Below are 17245 nucleotides of genomic sequence, written 5' to 3' on the forward strand. Positions count from 1 at the left end.
AAACTTTTGCTCTGAAATTTTGCTGAACTTTTGATACTTATTTTTTAGTTTCATATTAGGAGCTTATCAGGTTTTTTGATGATTTTGCTTCCTAAGCCCCAAAATTATTTTATGCCGACATTAAAACACGGTTTATTGCGCCAGTAAACCGAATATCTGCTATTTAATACCGTTTATCAAAGTTTAACGCTGATATAATGGCAGCAATTCAACGAAAAGGCCGTCTGAAATGACTTTAGAGCAATGGTTGCGCCAATCTGCGCTGCCGAAAAATGAAGCGCGGATGTTGCTGCAATACATCACCGGCTATTCGCGCGTGCAGTTGATTACGCAAGGCGATGCCGAAATGCCGTCTGAAACCGCAGTGAAATTGGACGCGGTGGCGCAACGCCGTCTGAACGGCGAGCCGATGGCCTATATTTTGGGTGAACGCGAATTTTACGGCCGCATGTTTGCGGTCAATCAGCATGTCTTGATCCCTCGCCCTGAAACCGAGCATTTGGTCGAAGCAGTGATGGCGCGTTTGCCGCAAGGCGGCAAGGTGTGGGACTTGGGCACCGGCAGCGGTGCGATTGCCGTTATCATTGCGCTGGAACGGCCGGATGCCAAGGTGCGCGCTTCCGACATCAGTAGCGGTGCGTTGCAAACCGCGCAAAGCAATGCGCAGGATTTGGGCGCGGCGGTAGAGTTTGCTTTAGGCTCATGGTTTGACGTGGATAGGCCGTCTGAACCGCATAGCTATGATGTGATTGTGTCGAATCCGCCTTATATCGAAGCAGAAGACGAGCATTTGCAACAAGGCGATTTGCGTTTCGAGCCGCCAACTGCGTTAACCGATTTTTCAGACGGCCTCAGCTGCATCCGCGAATTGGCTGCAGGTGCGCCGCAATATTTGAAGCAAGGCGGCTGGCTGCTGTTGGAACACGGCTACAATCAGGGCTTGGCGGCGCGGGAAATCTTGATGGAGAAAGGGTTTGCTGAAGTGAACACTTTGCAAGATTTGGCCGGACTCGACCGCATTACCTTAGGCCAATGGCCACAATAATTTTAGGCCGTCTGAAAGTCACATCAGGTGAATATTTCCGATTAATACGGTTTACCGAGGTTTACCTGCTTTTGCCGAATCCATAAGAACGAATCGGCTAGAAATGGTCATAATACGCATACATTCATTATCGTATGTATGATGAAAAATGGCCGAGCAGAAGGAGGCCGAATATGACTTCATACAAAAAATATTGTGCCGTGGCATTGATGTCGGCAGCGTTGGTGTTGCCAAGCACTGCCGTACACGCGCGAGGCACATCGAATCAAACCAAAGCCACGGTGGTTGGTGCAGTGGCCGGTGCAGCATTGACCGGTGCTTTGGGTGGCGATGGCCAAAGCATGTTGCTGGGTGCCGCAGCCGGTGGTTTGGCCGGTAATGCTTATGCCTACCACAACAAAAAAATGGATCAAAAAGAAAACCGTGGCTACCGCCATTACAAAGTATCCAACAAAAAGCATAAAAAACACAAAAAATATGCCAAACACCGCCGCCATCACCGCGATTGGGATTAATGGTTGGGCCACCTGATGAGTTGTTAAACACAAAGGCCGTCTGAAATTTCAGACGGCCTTTGTTTTGCTTGGCATTTTGTTGCCGTGTATGTTATGCCGATGTAAATTTATGTTATGATACCGTTTTCTTTTTGATGTTCCATCAAGAAGCTGTTTCTTTACAACAAAACGGAGAAAAGGCATGAATGCCGTTGTAATTGCAGTAGTGGTGATGCTGGCGTTGTCGCTGGCCAGGGTGCACGTGGTGCTGAGTTTGGTGATTGGCGCGTTTATCGGCGGTTTGATTGCCGGTATGCCGCTGGCCGATTTGAAAGATGCGGCTGGTGCGGTGTCGCAAGAGGGCATTATTACCGTGTTCCAAAACGGTTTGGCCGGCGGTGCGAAAATTGCGCTGTCGTATGCCATGTTGGGCGCATTTGCGATGGCGATTACCCATTCGGGCTTGCCGCAGCAATTGGCTGGTGCGGTGGTGCGCAAGCTGAATAACGGCGGCGTGCCGGATCAGGTCAACCGCAGTGGCAGCTCGGTTAAATGGATCTTGCTGATGGTGTTGCTGGTAATGGGCATCATGAGCCAAAACGTGGTGCCGATTCACATTGCCTTCATTCCGATGATTGTGCCGCCGCTGTTGCTGGTGTTTAACCGCTTGCAAGTCGACCGCCGTTTGGTGGCTTGTGTGATTACCTTTGGTTTGGTGACGACGTATATGTTCCTGCCGTATGGTTTCGGCGCGATTTTCTTGAACGAGATCTTGTTGAGCAATATTAAATCTGCCGGTTTGAACACCGATGGTTTGAGCGTGATTCAGGCGATGGCAATTCCGGCTTTGGGCATGGTCAGCGGCTTGGTGTTGGCGTTTATTCACTACCGCAAACCGCGTGTGTATCAAAACAGCCAAATCGATACCGACAACAACGATGCCAGCACCAAGCAGCCTGAGCCGTCGTCTTACCGCAGCTTGGTAGCAGCCGTGGCGATTGCCGTGTGTTTCGCCATTCAGTTGATTTACAACGATGCTTTGCTGCTGGGCGCGATGTTGGGCTTTGCCGTATTCATGACCTTGGGCGTGGTGAAACGCAGCGATGCCAATGATGTGTTCGGCGCGGGCATTAAAATGATGGCGATGATCGGCTTCGTGATGATTGCCGCACAAGGTTTCGCCGCCGTGATGAAAGCCACCGGCGACATTCAACCGCTGGTTGACGGCAGCATGGCCGCATTCGGCGGCAGCAAAGGCATGGCCGCGTTTGCCATGTTGGTGGTCGGCTTGCTGGTGACCATGGGTATCGGTTCATCGTTTTCAACCTTGCCGATTATTTCCGCGATTTATGTGCCGTTGTGCATGAGCTTGGGCTTCTCGCCGCTGGCGACCATCGCCTTGATTGGTACTGCCGGTGCGCTGGGTGATGCCGGTTCGCCCGCATCCGATTCCACGCTTGGTCCGACCATGGGCTTGAATGTCGATGGCCAACATGACCACATCCGCGATTCGGTGGTGCCGACCTTTATCCACTACAACATCCCGCTGATGATTGCCGGCTGGATTGCCGCCATGGTGTTGTGATGGAAGACTTGGAAAACCGTATCATCGAGCTGGAGATTCAGACGGCCTTACAAGACGATCTGATTGCCAGCTTGAGCGATACCATCGCCAAAATGCAGCAAACGCTGGATTTGCAGCAAGCGCAAATGCGGGTGCTGTATCAGAAAATGCAGGATAAAGGCACGAACGGCGAGCGCGAGGAATACAGTTTGCGCGATGAGATTCCGCCGCATTATTAAGTTGATGTTTTGAAGCTGATTAAAAGGCCGAGAAATTTGCAAAACTCTTAAATTTTTAGGAATCTTTAAACCGTCATTCCCGCGTAGGCGGGAATCCAGACATATCGGTCTCAGGATTATTCAACTATTTCAGTAATTTGACGTTCTGGATTCCCGCCTGCGCGGGAATGACGAGCATAGGTTTCTTAGCTTAAATTGAGTTTTGCAAAAATCTCAGGCCGTCTGAAAGTGGAATGTCACTTTCAGACGGCCTGCTCGTTTGCAAACATTAAATTCTTACAAACACGCCAATTCGTTGGCCATTTGTTGCTCTAAGGTTTCGCGTTGGCGGATAAGTTTGGCTTCGCTGCCGTTGACCAGTACTTCCGCCGCGCGGTTGCGGGCGTTGTAGTTGCTGGCCATGCTCGCACCGTATGCGCCTGCGCTGCGCACGGCCAACAAGTCACCCGCTTCGCAGGCGATTTGGCGGTTTTGGCCGAGGAAATCGCCGGTTTCGCAAATCGGGCCGACGATGTCGGCGGTAAACGGGGCGATGTCTTTTTGCTCGACGTTTTCAATGTGGTGATAAGCGTCGTACAGGGCGGGGCGCATGAGGTCGTTCATGGCGGCATCGACCATCACGAAGTTTTTCTCTTCTCCGGTTTTGACAAATTCCACGCGTGTGAGCAGGGTGCCGGCGTTGCCAACCAAGCTGCGGCCGGGTTCGAGAATCAGCTTCAAGTTGCGGCCGGCCAAGCGTTGGTGGACTTCGGCGGCATAGGCAGCCAAATCCGGCACGTTTTCGTCTTTATACACGATGCCCACGCCGCCGCCTAAGTCTAAGTGTTCCAACACAATGCCGTGTTCGGCCAAAGTATCGACCAGCAGCAAAATGCGCTCGCAGGCTTCAACCAGCGGGCTTAAATCGGTCAGTTGCGAACCGATGTGGCAATCGATGCCGACGATTTTCAGATTCGGCTGTTTGGCAGCGTGTTGATAGGCGGCCAAGGCGTCGGCGTAGGCGATGCCGAATTTGTTGGCTTTCAGGCCGGTGGAAATGTAGGGGTGGGTTTTGGGGTCAACATCGGGATTGACGCGCAATGAGACAGGCGCGGTGGTGTCGAGTTTGGCGGCCACTTTTTGAATACGGTCGATTTCGGGAATGCTTTCCATATTGAAGCATTTCACGCCGGCATTCAGGGCAAATTCGATTTCGGCTTCACTTTTGCCGACACCGGAAAAAATCACTTTCGAGGCATCGCCGCCGGCCGCCAACACGCGCGCCAGCTCGCCGCCGGAGACGATGTCGAAGCCGCTGCCAAGCGCGGCAAAGTGTTTGATGATGCTTAAATTACCGTTGGCTTTGACCGCATAGCAAATCAGCGGGTCGAGTGCGGCAAAGGCAGAAGTGTAGGCACCAAACGCTTCAGTCAGCGCGGCTTGGCTGTACACATACAGTGGGGTGCCGAATTCTTCGGCCAAATGAGTGTGGGGGACTTGTTCGCAATAAAGTGTCATAATCGTTTAATCTGGTGATTGGGTGGTTGGTTCTTTGGAGTTGCGGTTGAATTCGAGGCCGGTTTGAATCACGCCGAAACGCGCTTTGTCGCCTTCCTTGGGCAAATACAAATCGCCTTTGTAACCGCAGGCCGACAGCAAAACCGCTGCCGCAACCGATAAAAATACGCAGGATTTCATGGGAAAACTTTCGTGTTGAGCGTGAATGTGGCAAGATTGAGTATCTTAAACAAAAAACACACAAAAAGCCATGATGACCGAGAGTGAATTTATCCGCCACACGGAAGAATTGTTCAACCACATCGAAGACCAAATCGATGAAAACGGCTGGGATTTCGACTGCCAGTTTGCCGGAAACGTATTAACCATCGAAGCCGACGACGGCACGCAGATTATCGTCAACCGCCACACGCCCAATCAGGAATTGTGGATTGCGGCCAAAAGCGGCGGCTACCACTTCACCGAAAAAGACGGCCAATGGTTGTCCACCCGCGACAACAGCGAATTTTTCGCCGTGTTAAACGATGCCTTGAGCGCGGCTTCGGGCGAAGACGTTGCCGTGGCGGCCTTGTAAAACCGATTGCCTGATTCTATTATTTCAGATACCAACATTTAAGGAAAAACCATGCCTTTATTAGACAGCTTCAAAGTTGACCACACCCGCATGCACGCCCCTGCCGTGCGCGTGGCCAAAACCATGACCACTCCGAAAGGCGACACTATTACCGTGTTCGACCTGCGTTTCTGCATTCCGAATGAAGAAATTTTGCCGGAAAAAGGCATTCACACACTGGAGCATTTGTTTGCCGGTTTCATGCGCGACCATTTGAACAGCGATGATGTCGAAATCATCGATATTTCGCCGATGGGCTGCCGCACCGGTTTCTACATGAGCCTTATTGGCACGCCGTCTGAAAGCCAAGTGGCGGATGCATGGCTGGCCTCGATGAACGATGTGTTGAACGTGCAAGACCAAAGCAAAATTCCGGAATTGAACGAATACCAATGCGGCACTTACCAAATGCACTCGCTCACCGAAGCGCAAGGCATTGCCGAAAACGTGTTGGCGCGCAAAGTGGCTGTGAATAAGAATGAAGATTTGACTTTGGACGAAAGCTTGCTGAACGCGTAAGCGGGGTTGAAGTGATGATGAAAGGCCGTCTGAAAAGGTATTTTTCAGACGGCCTTTTATGGTTGGGAAGGCTTAGTTGGAACCAATAAGCCTTGAAACCTTTGCAAAACTTCGTGACTATCGATAAAAAACAAACCTGCCGTCATTCCCGCGTAGGCGGGAATCCATTGTAAAATCTAAGAAACCCATTTTATTCAACAGCTTGCCATGCTTGAAAATGGATTCCCGCCTGCGCGGGAATGACGGCGGTTATGTATATTCTGGTATTCGGACGGGTTTTGCAGAATCCTCAACCTAATGTTGTTTGTTAACGGGGAAATTAGCCCTTTCAGACGGCCTTTACCCCTGTTTCGCTTCTTCCTCAAACACTTCCAACCACAGCTTCCGAACACTTTCATAATGCCCCAGCAAAACATCATTCACTTCCACTTTGCCGACATCGCGCAGCTTGGTGTTGTGCTGCTGTTGGCGGTAGAAGCGGTAGGCGGTGCGGCTTTGTTCGGCCAGTTGTTTGTCTATTAAACCGCAGTCGGCGGCGATGTTTAATAGGGCGATGTTGCCGTAGTTGTCGAGCAATTCGGGGTGTTGGTGGGCGTGTGCCAAAATCAGGTATTGCACGATGAATTCGACATCGACCACGCCGCCGCGCGCGTATTTGACGTTGCTGTCGGCAGTCGGATGGGTGGGGAACATTTTTTCGCGCATGTCGATGATTTCGCCTGCCAGCTTGGCGGTGTCGCGTTCGGTGGTGAGTATATCGGCGCGGATGCGGTCAAAGGCCGTCTGAATCTCAGGCATGCCGCAGATAAAGCGGGCGCGGGTGAGGGATTGGTGTTCCCATGTCCAAGCGTTTTCGCGTTGGTATTTTTCAAACGCGGCCACACTTTGGGCGAGAAAACCACTGTCGCCGTTGGGGCGCAGGCGCACATCGACATCGTAGAGTGTGCCCGCGCCGGTGGGGGTGGAGAGCCAGTTGGTCAGGCGGCGGGCAAAGCGGATATACACGTCTTGCGCGTCGGGGTCGTTGTCGTCAAACAGATAGACCAAGTCTAAATCCGAGGTGTAGCCCAATTCTTTGCCGCCAAGTTTGCCATAGCTGATGACGGCAAATTGCGGTGTGTCGCGGTGTTTTTTCGGCATATCTGCCCAAACAAACGGCAGCGCGGCGGCAATCACGGTGTCGGCCAGCGCGGAGAGTTCGTCGGAGAGGGCTTCAATTGTCCACAATCCGGCCAAATCCTGCACCGCCAAACGGAATAGCTGGGCGTGTTGGAAATGGCGCAGAATGTCCATTTGCGCTTCGGTATCGTGTTTGCAGTTGTTGAGGCCGTCTGAAAGCTCGGTGGCCAGCTTAGTCCAGTCGAAATCGGTTTCGAGCAGTTGGGTGCTAATCAGCTCGTCGAGCAGAATCGGGTATTGCGTGAGATAGGCGGCCACCCACGAGCTTTGGCTCATGATTTCAGCCAGTTGCTGCAGAGTTTGCGGATGTTCGTTGAGAAAGGCGAGATAAGCCGAGCGGCGGCTGATGTTTTCTAAAAAATCCATCAGGCGCATAAAGGTATCTGTGGGGTTGGGTTGCGCGGCGGCGGCCTGCATAAAGGCGGGTACCATCGCATCGAAACGCGGCTGGGCTTGTGCCGACAAATGGCGGTATTTGTGGCTGCCGCGCAATTGGTCGAGGCGGGCGGCCACGCTGTCGGCATGGAAACCGTGTTCGTTTAGGCGTTGGGTGCGTTCGTCTTCATCGGGTGTTTCCTGCCAAGCCCACAGCCATTCGTGGTTGCTTTCGTCGATTTCGCTTTCGGAATCGCTCAAAATCTCGTTAAACAAAGCGTTCACGCGGCTGCGGTGTTGGTTGAGGCCGTCTGAAAAAGCGGCGTAATCGGCAAAACCCATGCTTTCGGCCAGCAATTGCTGTTGCTCGGGCGTGGTCGGCAGGGTTTGCGTTTGCTGGTCTTCCCAATATTGCAGGCGGTGTTCGACATCGCGCAAAAAGCGGTAGGCTTCCAGCAGCGTGGCAACTTGTTCGCTCGGGATAATGCCCAATTCTTCCAGCTTCAGCAGCGTTTCCTGCGTGCCTTTCAATTGCAGCGCGCGCATTTGACCGCCGCGTATCATTTGGAAAATCTGCGCGATAAATTCGACTTCACGGATGCCACCCGCGCCGAGTTTCACGTTATCCGCCAAGCCTTTTTTGCTCACTTCGTTGCGGATTTGGCGATGCAGGCTGCGCATGGCGCTGTAGGCGTTGTAGTCCAAATATTTGCGGAACACAAACGGGCGGATTAAACCTTTAATATCATTCGGATAAGGTGTAACCACACGGCCTTTGCACCACGCATAACGCTCCCATTCACGCCCCTGCTGAATCAAATATTGCTCCAAGGCGGTTTCGCTCAACACCAATGCGCCCGAATCGCCGTCCGGCCGCAAACGCATATCGACGCGGAACACCCAGCCGTCGGCGGTGACATCGTTCAACAGCGCAATCAGCTTCTTGCCCACGCGCGTGAAAAATTCCTGATTGTCGCGGTCGCGTTTGCCGTCGGTAGAGCCCGATTCCGGATACACGAAAATCAAATCAATGTCGGACGACACGTTCAACTCATAACCACCAGCCTTGCCCATTGCCACCACGCTCAAATGCTGCGGCTCACCCGTATAGCGGCCGATGGGCGTGCCATACATATCTTGATAATAGGCATAGGAAAAATCCAACGTCATATTGATGGCAAAATCGGCAAACAGCGTAATCGTGCGTGTGACTTCCTCTAAATCACTCAAACGGTTCACATCACGCACAATGATTTGCGATACCACATAGCGGCGCAATTCGCGCAACTGCTTGGCCAATTCTTCTTCATTTTCATCGGCGCGGATTTTGTCCCAATCGGCAAAGGCTTGGAAATCTTCCATGCTTAAAACTTTGTGCAGCATGGGCTGAAAAACGTCCGCGTTCAGACGGCCTGAATCCAAATTACGGGCGAGAAACGGAGAATAGCGGCGTGCGGTGTCGAGCAGGTTCATGATGGTGGGTGAGTGGGAAGGGGAAAGGGTTATCATAGCAAAGAAAACAGGCCGTCTGAAAGGGTTAGCAGGTTGAAATTTCTAGAATGCGGTAAGGGTGATTAATGCAGTATGTCAGATAATCAAATTTTGCTTGGCAGAAACTTCTAGAGCCTACAGTTAATCCGTTGGCGCAGCCGAACGGAGTAGGGTTTTGGCAGGATAAAAGGCTCGGTGTTTGAGCTGCCCAAAGGCAGCGAGTTCGAGCCTGCTGCCAAAATCCTGCGTAGTGAGGGAAGTTCGCCCCAAAGGGCGGACCTGCAACTGCGGTCGCCTTTCTTTTGCCTACTTTTCTTTGGCGAAGCAAAGAACAAGTAGGTGGCCGCGCGGCCATGAAGCGCAATCTTTAAAATAACATCAATCTTCAATCATAGCTCAATCAATCTTACAGATACTGTTTCCATAAATCCCTTGATACACTTCAAAATTCATTCAGACGGCCTTTATCCGCATCATTAAATTGTTTACAATGCCATATAGTCATTTTTCAATCCAATAAAGAGCAAAAGATGAAACACATCGCAGTATTGGGCGGCGGCTTGTGCGGCCGTTTCACCGCATGGGGTTTGGCGCAGCAAGGCTTTGAAGTGTCGCTGTTTGATAAGGGTACGCGCACGGGTGAGCAGGCGGCGGCTTATGTGGCGGCGGCTATGTTGGCGCCTTTGGCCGAATCGGTGGAAGCCACGCCGTTGGTGGTGTCGCTCGGGCGACAAAGCATGGATTTGTGGCGCGATATTACAGGCCGTCTGAAAACGCCGGTGTTCCATCAGGAAAACGGCAGCCTGATTGTGTGGCACGGGCAGGATAAGCCCTTGTCGCGCGATTTTCAGCAGCACTTAAGCCGTGCCAATCAAGGGGAAAACCCGACTGTGCGCTGGTCTGCTACCGATATTGCTGCCCATGAACCGCAACTGGCCGGCCGTTTTTCAGATGGCCTGTATTTGCCGGGTGAAGGGCAGTTGGACAACCGCCAAGTGCTGGTGTCGCTGGCGGATACGTTAGAAGACATCGGTGTGCACTGCCATTGGCAAGAAGCGCGTGAAGTGGCTGATTTGCAAGGCTTCGATGGCATTATCGATTGTCGCGGTTATGGTGCCAAAACACGTTGGAACAGGCCGTCTGAAGCCAGCCGTTTGCGCGGTGTGCGCGGAGAAGTGGCGCGCGTTTATGCGCCCGAAGTCAACCTGAACCGTCCGGTGCGCTTGCTGCATCCGCGTTACCCGCTCTATATTGCTCCGAAAGAAAACCATTTGTTTGTGATTGGTGCGACCCAATTGGAAAGCGAAAGCGATGCGCCGGCCAGCGTGCGTTCGGGCTTGGAATTATTGTCCGCGCTGTATGCCGTGCATCCGGCTTTTGGCGAAGCGGAAATCCGCGAAATTGCGGTTGGTCTGCGCCCGACTTTACACCACCACAATCCGGAAATCCGTTATCATGAGGCATCGCGTTTGATTGAAGTAAACGGCCTGTTCCGCCACGGCTTTATGATTTCGCCGGCGGTGGCCGGAGCGGCAGTGCGCTTGGCGGTGAATTTGTTCGGCGGTGGCGAGCTTGCCGAATCTGATGCCGAAACCGGCTTGGATTATGTTCGCTTGGCGGCCGTCTGAAAACCATATAAGGAAACCTGAAATGCAGTTCCCAAAATTAGTTAAACCATTGAAATTTTACGCAGTCGTTCCGACCGCCGACTGGGTCGAGCGCATGGTGAAAGCCGGTGCGGATACGGTGCAGTTGCGCAATAAAGATTTGAGCGGCGATGCCTTATATCGTGAAATCGAACGCTGCGTTGCGGCCTGTCAAGGCAGCGAAACCCAGCTTTTCATCAACGACCATTGGCAAATGGCGGTGAAAGCGGGCGCGTATGGCGTGCATTTAGGGCAGGAGGACATGGATACTGCCGATTTGGCTGCCATCGAAGCCGCCGGATTGCGTTTAGGTTTGAGCACGCATTCGGTGAGCGAACTTGACCGCGCTTTGTCGGTAAATCCGAGCTATGTGGCCAGCGGGGCGATTTTCCCGACGACGACTAAGCAAATGCCGACTGCGCCGCAAGGCTTGGATAATCTGCGCCAATATGTGCAGCAGGCGGGTGATACGCCGGTGGTGGCGATTGGCGGCATTGATTTGAATAACGCGCGTGAAGTGTTGGCAACAGGTGTAGCATCGCTGGCGGTGGTGCGCGCGGTCACTGAAGCGGCAGATCCTGAAGCAGTGGTAAAAGCGTTTCAGGCGTTGTGGAATGAATAGGCCGTCTGAAACGTTTCAGACGGCCTTAAGGAAAGTTGGCATGAACATTAAACTTAACGGCGAAAATTTTGAATTTTCAGGAAAAAACGTGGCCGATTTGGTAGCGGCGGTCGAGCCTGCGAAGCCGTTTGCCGTGGCGGTGAACACACAATTTGTGTCTAAAGGCGTGTATGCGCAAACGCTGTTAAATGAAAACGATGCGGTCGATATTGTGCGCCCCGTGGTCGGTGGCTGAAGCGGAAAGGAATATCATGTTGAATCTTTATGAAGAATCGTTTGCTTCGTGCCTGCTACTCGGCACCGCAGCTTATCCGACGCCTGAAGTGTTGCGCCAGTCGGTTGAAGCGGCCAAGCCCGGTATGATTACCGTGTCGCTACGCCGCGCCGGTTCGGCAGGGGAAGCGCACGGGCAGGGCTTTTGGGATTTGTTGCAGCAAATGAGTGTGCCGGTGCTGCCCAATACCGCCGGTTGCCAAAGCGTGCAAGAAGCCGTGACCACGGCACAAATGGCGCGTGAAGTGTTTGAAACCGATTGGATTAAATTGGAATTAATCGGCGATGATGATACTTTGCAGCCGGATGTGTTCCAATTGGTTGAGGCGGCTAAAATCCTGATTGACGATGGTTTTAAAGTGTTGCCGTATTGCACCGAAGATTTAATCGCCTGCCGCCGTTTGCTTGATGCAGGCTGTCAGGCGCTGATGCCGTGGGCGGCGCCGATTGGTACCGGTTTGGGCGTGGTGCATGAATACGCGCTGAAAGTGTTGCGCGAACGTTTACCCGACACACCGCTGATTATCGATGCAGGCTTGGGTTTGCCGTCGCAAGCCGCGCAAGTGATGGAGTGGGGCTTTGACGGCGTGTTGCTGAATACCGCCGTGTCGCGTTCGGGCGATCCGGTCAACATGGCACGCGCGTTTGCACTCGCCACCCAAGCTGGACGTGCCGCATTTGAAGCCGAACCGGTACAAGCGCGTGAACAAGCGCGGGCAAGTACGCCGACCGTGGGGCAGCCGTTTTGGCATTCGGCTGAATATTGATTCATCGGTTGTTATAAAAAAGAGGCCGTCTGAAAAGCGTTGTTTCAACCTTTTTCAGACGGCCTGAGACTTTTGAAAAAATTAATTTGAACTAAGAAAGCTATGTCCGTCATTCCCGCGTAGGCGGGAATCCAGAATGACAAATTACTGAAATAGTTAAATATTCCTGAAGCTGATAGGTCTGGATTCCCGCCTACGCGGGAATGACGGTTTAAAGATTTCTAAAAAATTACGAGTTTTGCAAAGGGCTCGGCCTTTTTATATTTGCATCAATGTTTTCCACACACACGGCAATCAGGATTTTTTTCGAATTCAAATTTCTGCCAATCGCCCGATAAACCATCATACACACGCAGGCAGCCGTGTTGGGCGGTGCCACTGCCCATCAGGATTTTCAAGGTTTCGGCGGCTTGGCTGGTGCCGATGATGCCGACTAAAGGCGAGAACACGCCAAATAAAGCGCAAGCGCCGTCGCTGGCGGAATTGCCGTCAAACAGGCAGGCGTAGCAGGGCGAATCAGCCAAATCGGGGCGATACACGGCAAGCTGGCCTTCAAAGCGCACCGCCGCGCCGGAAACCAATGGCGTGCGCGTGGCGACGCTGGCGCGGTTGACGGCTTGGCGCGTGGCGAAATTGTCGCAGCAATCCAAGACGATGTCGGCGTGTTGCAATAATTCGGTTAAGCGTGTTTCATCGAGCGCTTCGGTGATGACGGTGATGTCAACCGCGCTGTTAATCGCGTTCAGACGGCCTGCCATCACTTCGGCTTTGCTGCGGCCGATGTCGGCTTCGGTGAACATGATTTGGCGTTGCAGGTTGCTGTCGTCGATGGTGTCGAAGTCGGCGATGGTCAGGCGGCCGATGCCGGCGGCGGCGAGATAGGGCAGCGCAGCAGCACCGAGTCCGCCGCAGCCGACTACTACGGCATGGGATTGCAATAATTTTTCTTGGCCTTCAATGCCGATTTCGTCTAGCAAAATATGGCGACTGAAGCGTAAGAGTTGGGCATCGTTCATGGTATCGTTTGAGGCCGTCTGAAATGTTTCAGACGGCCTTTTTAAATAAAAAGTCTGCACCGATTATAAAGCTTATCAAGCAATCGTGCAGACTTGGTGGAATAGGAAAACGGTAATTTTATCGCTGTTTAGTAGTCGATGTTTTCAAAATCGTTGTTAAACAGGAAGTTGCCGCTTTTGCCGCCAGTTTTTTCTTCCAAATGGATTTGGGTGATGGTCATGCTTTTATCGACGGCTTTCATCATGTCGTAAATGGTCAAAAGCGCGATGTTGACACCGGTGAGCGCTTCCATTTCCACGCCGGTTTGGCCTTCGGTGGTGGCGGTAACGGTGGCTTTGACGCGTGCCAGTTCGACATCGACATTAAAATCCACGCGCACATGGGTCAGTGAAATCGGGTGGCACAACGGAATCAAAAAGCCGGTTTGCTTGGTGGCCTGAATCGCGGCTACACGCGCCACGCCCAAAACATCGCCTTTTTGCGCGGCATTGTCGGCCAAGATACCGATGGCTTGCGGACTCATATTAATCACGCCGCTGGCACGGGCGGTGCGGGCGGTGGAAGCCTTGCCGGAAATATCCACCATGTGGGCTTCGTTGTTTTCGTTTAAGTGGGTCAAGTCTAACATTGTCGTTTCCTGAAATGTGTCGGCCAAAGCCGGTTTTGTTTATCAATGCGTGAATGATGGCATTTTAAGCTATTTTTGGTTTAGGGAATAGGGTTTACGCGGATTGGGTAATCATGAGGCCATCTGAAAATCTGCATTCTATCGCGATATTAATAATGAAATAAAAATCGCCTTATGCGAAAAGAAACAGGCGCATGGCTTGAGATAAGCGGCATTATTATCATTGTAGCGGTTTTCCTAATCCTGCTATACAATGGAATCGTCTAAGCTTGAAATAAGAGAGAAAAATATGCAGCTCCATATTCTGAATAACCCGAAAGACGCGGCGCTGGCCGCTGATGCTGAGTTTTTGAAACAATGCCTGTTTAACCTATTACATCAAGAAGCATCGCCATTGGTGGTGGAGATTGTGAAGCAGTTATCCACATCAGACGATACCGGCGCGCTGATTGAGAAGGTTTTGCCGCAGCTTGATGAGCAGCAGGCACACGATTTGACCTTGGCTTGCGGTTTATTCGCCCAAATTTTGAACATTGCCGAAGACGTCCACCACGAGCGCCGCCGTCAAGTGCATGAAGATGCCGGCCACAACACCGCCGACGGCAGCTTGGCCGAAACCGTGCGCAAACTGCGTGCCAATAAGGTTGATGGCAAAACGGTGCAACAACAATTAAATGCAACCAATGTCACCGCCGTCTTGACCGCGCACCCGACCGAAGTGCAACGCCAATCGGTATTGCGTTTCAACCGCCGCATCCGCGCATTATTGCCGCAGCGTGAGCGTTGCACCAATGCCGAATCGTTGGCCGACTTGCGCCGCGACATCGAAACCATCTTGCTGGGCTTGTGGCAAACCAGCGAAACGCGCCAATACAAATTGAGCGTCAACGACGAAATCAACAACGGCGTCAACATTTTCCCGATGAGCTTTTTTGAAGCACTGCCGAAACTCTATCGCGGCATGGAACGTGATTTTCAGACGGCCTATCCTGACGTGGAAGTGCCGGATATTCTGAAAATCGGCGGCTGGATTGGCGGCGACCGCGACGGTAATCCGTTTGTGACTGCCGAGACCCTGCGCCATGCGTTTACCCGCCATGCCGATGCGGTGTTCCGTTGCTATCGCAGCGAATTGGATGGGTTGTATCACGAGCTGCCGTTGTCTACACGCCGCGTAAAAGTGAATGATGATGTGATGGCGATGTCGGATGAATCGCCAGATGAAGAAATCGCCCGTTTGGAAGAACCTTACCGCCGCGCGATTGCCTACATCATGGCACGCGTGATGGGTAAGGCTCGCTCATTGGGTTTGGGCATGGGCTGCCATTTTGGTTTTGGCGAACCGTATGCCAACGTGCAGGAATTTATTGCCGATTTGCAAAAGCTGCAACGCTCGTTGCGCGACAACGGCAGCGCCTTGATGGCCGAAGGCCGCTTGGCCGATTTAATCCGCCTCGCATCGGTATGCGGCTTCAATATGATGCCGTTGGATTTGCGCCAACACGCTGAAAAACATGGCGATGTGGTGGCGGAATTGTTCCAGCATGCCGGTTTGGAAGATTATGCGAATTTATCGGAAGAAGAAAAGCAAACCGTGTTGCTGCGCGAATTGCAACACCAACGTCCGTTGTACAGCCCGTTTGTGACGTACAGCGAACATGCCCGCCGCGAATTGGCGATTTTCTCCGAAGCGCGCAAAATCAAAGACGAATTTGGCGAGCAGGCGATTACCCAAAGCATCATTTCCAACTGCGAGCAGCCGAGCGATTTGCTGGCCTTGGCCTTGTTGCTGCAAGAATGCGGCTTGTTGCTGATTGAAAACGGCAAACCGAAAAGCCGCATGAACATCGTGCCGCTGTTCGAAACCATCGAAGCCTTGGAAAACGCCTGTCCGGTAATGGACAGAATGTTCGGTTTGGAATGGTATCGCGAATTGGTGATGAGCCGCGACAATATTCAAGAAATCATGTTGGGCTATTCCGATTCCAACAAAGACGGCGGCTATGTGACCAGCTCATGGTGTCTGTATCAAGCCGAATTGGGCTTGGTGGATTTGTTTAAGAAATACGATGTACGCATGCGCCTGTTCCACGGTCGTGGCGGCAGCGTCGGCCGCGGCGGTGGCCCTTCTTACCAAGCGATTTTGGCGCAGCCTGCCGGTTCGGTGGCCGGTCAAATCCGCATTACCGAGCAGGGCGAAGTGATTACTGCCAAATATGCCGACCCAAGCAATGCTCGCCGTAATCTAGAAACCTTGGTGGCGGCTACTTTGGAAGCGACTTTGCTGCCCGACCGCAAAGACCCGGATCCGAAACTCATGCAAGCCTTGTCGGACATTTCCTTCAAATATTACCGCGAGCTGATTACGCACGAAGATTTCATCGATTACTTCCTGCAAACCAGCCCGATTCAGGAAATTGCCACGCTGAACTTGGGCAGCCGCCCGGCCAGCCGCAAAACCTTGGCGCGGATTCAAGACTTGCGCGCGATTCCATGGGTGTTCTCATGGATGCAAAACCGCCTGATGCTGCCGGCTTGGTATGGCTTCGGCAGCGCGGTAGAGACTTTGTGTCAGCAAGATCCGTCGAGCATGGCGGTAATGCAAAATCACGCCAAACACAATCCGTTCTTCCAAGCCATGCTATCGAACATGGAGCAGGTGATGGCCAAAACCGACATTACCTTGGCGGAAGACTATGCCGAATTGAGCGAAACGCCGGAAAAAGCCGCGGCCATTTTCCAAATGATTAAAGCCGAATACCTGCGCAGCCGCAAAGCCCTGCTGGATATTCTGCAAACCACCGAGCTGTTGAGCGACAACCGCAGCTTGGCGCGCTCGCTGGCCTTGCGCATTCCGTATCTGAATGCCTTGAACGGCTTGCAAGTGGCGATGCTCAAACGTTTGCGTCAAGACCCGAACAACCGCCATGCGTTGTTGATGGTGCATTTGACCATCAACGGCGTGGCGCAAGGTTTGCGTAATACCGGTTAAGCTTGGGTGAAACAAGGCCGTCTGAAGATATATACTTTCAGACGGCCTTACATTCGCATTTCAAGTGCAACGCTCAAATGCCATTGGCAAGGGCTGCTGAAAACAGATCACCCGGTGTCTCATAGTCCAATGTCTTTCTCGGTCGGCGGTTAAGGGCCTCCTCAACCGCTTTAATCTTTTTAGCCCCCAGTTTCCTAAAATCCGTCCCCTTTGGGAAGTATTGTCTGATCAGCCCGTTGGTATTCTCCACCAAGCCTTTTTCCCAAGAATGGTATGGACGGCAG

At 52.4% G+C, this 17245-nt stretch carries 18 protein-coding genes; 11 read left to right on the plus strand and 7 right to left on the minus strand.

The features are described from left to right. Positions 1-229: 229 nt before the first annotated feature. The 4 genes from prmC to CRG49_RS09020 all read left to right on the plus strand — a co-directional run bounded on the left by prmC (position 230) and on the right by CRG49_RS09020 (position 3342). Positions 230-1045, plus strand: coding sequence for a peptide chain release factor N(5)-glutamine methyltransferase (gene prmC / locus CRG49_RS09005; protein ID WP_095502423.1), 816 nt, complete (start codon positions 230-232; stop codon positions 1043-1045). 173 nt (positions 1046-1218) lie between these two features. Continuing rightward, positions 1219-1560, plus strand: coding sequence for a glycine zipper domain-containing protein (locus tag CRG49_RS09010; protein ID WP_095502424.1), 342 nt, complete (start codon positions 1219-1221; stop codon positions 1558-1560). Positions 1561-1741: 181 nt separating this feature from the next. Next, positions 1742-3124 carry a Na+/H+ antiporter family protein gene (locus CRG49_RS09015; RefSeq protein WP_095502425.1) on the plus strand — a complete coding sequence of 461 codons (1383 nt, stop codon included), beginning with the start codon at positions 1742-1744 and terminating at the stop codon, positions 3122-3124. After that, positions 3124-3342 (plus strand): SlyX family protein, encoded by a 219-nt coding sequence (locus CRG49_RS09020; protein WP_095502426.1) that lies wholly within the window; start codon positions 3124-3126, stop codon positions 3340-3342. Before CRG49_RS09015 ends, CRG49_RS09020 begins: the two co-directional genes overlap by 1 nt. Before the next feature lie 276 nt (positions 3343-3618). Here the strand turns inward: CRG49_RS09020 and lysA are convergent, their stop codons facing one another. Together lysA and CRG49_RS09030 are read right to left on the minus strand one after the other, a co-directional pair. After that, complete coding sequence (gene lysA, locus CRG49_RS09025; RefSeq protein ID WP_095502427.1) at positions 3619-4839, minus strand: diaminopimelate decarboxylase; 1221 nt, start codon at positions 4837-4839, stop codon at positions 3619-3621. A gap of 6 nt (positions 4840-4845) precedes the next feature. Continuing rightward, positions 4846-5019 carry a lipoprotein gene (locus CRG49_RS09030; protein WP_095502428.1) on the minus strand — a complete coding sequence of 58 codons (174 nt, stop codon included), beginning with the start codon at positions 5017-5019 and terminating at the stop codon, positions 4846-4848. Between the two features lie 70 nt (positions 5020-5089). On the opposite strand from CRG49_RS09030, the gene cyaY reads away from it, so the two are divergent. Together cyaY and luxS are read left to right on the plus strand one after the other, a co-directional pair. Then, a complete protein-coding gene (gene cyaY, locus CRG49_RS09035) occupies positions 5090-5413 on the plus strand; it encodes an iron donor protein CyaY (protein WP_095502429.1) in 324 nt (107 codons plus the stop codon). A gap of 51 nt (positions 5414-5464) precedes the next feature. After that, positions 5465-5971, plus strand: a complete 507-nt coding sequence (gene luxS / locus CRG49_RS09040) for an S-ribosylhomocysteine lyase (protein ID WP_095502430.1) — start codon at positions 5465-5467, stop codon at positions 5969-5971. A gap of 339 nt (positions 5972-6310) precedes the next feature. Here luxS and glnE read toward each other — a convergent pair whose 3' ends face one another. Together glnE and CRG49_RS13180 are read right to left on the minus strand one after the other, a co-directional pair. Beyond that, entirely contained in the window at positions 6311-8998 is a 2688-nt protein-coding gene (glnE, locus tag CRG49_RS09045) for a bifunctional [glutamate--ammonia ligase]-adenylyl-L-tyrosine phosphorylase/[glutamate--ammonia-ligase] adenylyltransferase (protein ID WP_095502431.1), read from the minus strand. 159 nt (positions 8999-9157) lie between these two features. Beyond that, entirely contained in the window at positions 9158-9301 is a 144-nt protein-coding gene (locus CRG49_RS13180; protein WP_157807903.1) for a hypothetical protein, read from the minus strand. A 245-nt stretch (positions 9302-9546) separates the two neighbouring features. On the opposite strand from CRG49_RS13180, the gene CRG49_RS09050 reads away from it, so the two are divergent. The 4 genes from CRG49_RS09050 to CRG49_RS09065 are packed head-to-tail and all read left to right on the plus strand — an operon-like array spanning position 9547 to position 12324. Next, positions 9547-10644, plus strand: a complete 1098-nt coding sequence (locus CRG49_RS09050) for an FAD-dependent oxidoreductase (RefSeq protein ID WP_095502432.1) — start codon at positions 9547-9549, stop codon at positions 10642-10644. 22 nt (positions 10645-10666) lie between these two features. After that, entirely contained in the window at positions 10667-11284 is a 618-nt protein-coding gene (thiE, locus tag CRG49_RS09055) for a thiamine phosphate synthase (protein WP_095502433.1), read from the plus strand. A gap of 40 nt (positions 11285-11324) precedes the next feature. Then, positions 11325-11519 (plus strand): sulfur carrier protein ThiS, encoded by a 195-nt coding sequence (gene thiS, locus CRG49_RS09060; protein WP_095502434.1) that lies wholly within the window; start codon positions 11325-11327, stop codon positions 11517-11519. 16 nt (positions 11520-11535) lie between these two features. Beyond that, positions 11536-12324 (plus strand): thiazole synthase, encoded by a 789-nt coding sequence (locus CRG49_RS09065; protein ID WP_095502435.1) that lies wholly within the window; start codon positions 11536-11538, stop codon positions 12322-12324. Positions 12325-12593: 269 nt separating this feature from the next. On the opposite strand, the gene CRG49_RS09070 is transcribed toward CRG49_RS09065, so the two are convergent. After that, complete coding sequence (locus CRG49_RS09070; protein WP_095502436.1) at positions 12594-13340, minus strand: HesA/MoeB/ThiF family protein; 747 nt, start codon at positions 13338-13340, stop codon at positions 12594-12596. 128 nt (positions 13341-13468) lie between these two features. Next, positions 13469-13969, minus strand: a complete 501-nt coding sequence (gene moaC, locus CRG49_RS09075; protein WP_095502437.1) for a cyclic pyranopterin monophosphate synthase MoaC — start codon at positions 13967-13969, stop codon at positions 13469-13471. 289 nt (positions 13970-14258) lie between these two features. On the opposite strand from moaC, the gene ppc reads away from it, so the two are divergent. Then, on the plus strand, positions 14259-16961 hold the full coding sequence (ppc, locus tag CRG49_RS09080) for a phosphoenolpyruvate carboxylase (RefSeq protein WP_095502438.1): 2703 nt from the start codon (positions 14259-14261) through the stop codon (positions 16959-16961). 73 nt (positions 16962-17034) lie between these two features. On the opposite strand, the gene CRG49_RS13340 is transcribed toward ppc, so the two are convergent. Beyond that, a partial coding sequence (locus CRG49_RS13340; protein WP_198515146.1) for an IS30 family transposase occupies positions 17035-17245 on the minus strand: 211 nt, incomplete at its 5' end.

The organism is Neisseria sp. N95_16, from assembly GCF_002551535.2.
In the GTDB taxonomy this organism is placed as follows: Bacteria; Pseudomonadota; Gammaproteobacteria; order Burkholderiales; family Neisseriaceae; genus Neisseria; species Neisseria brasiliensis.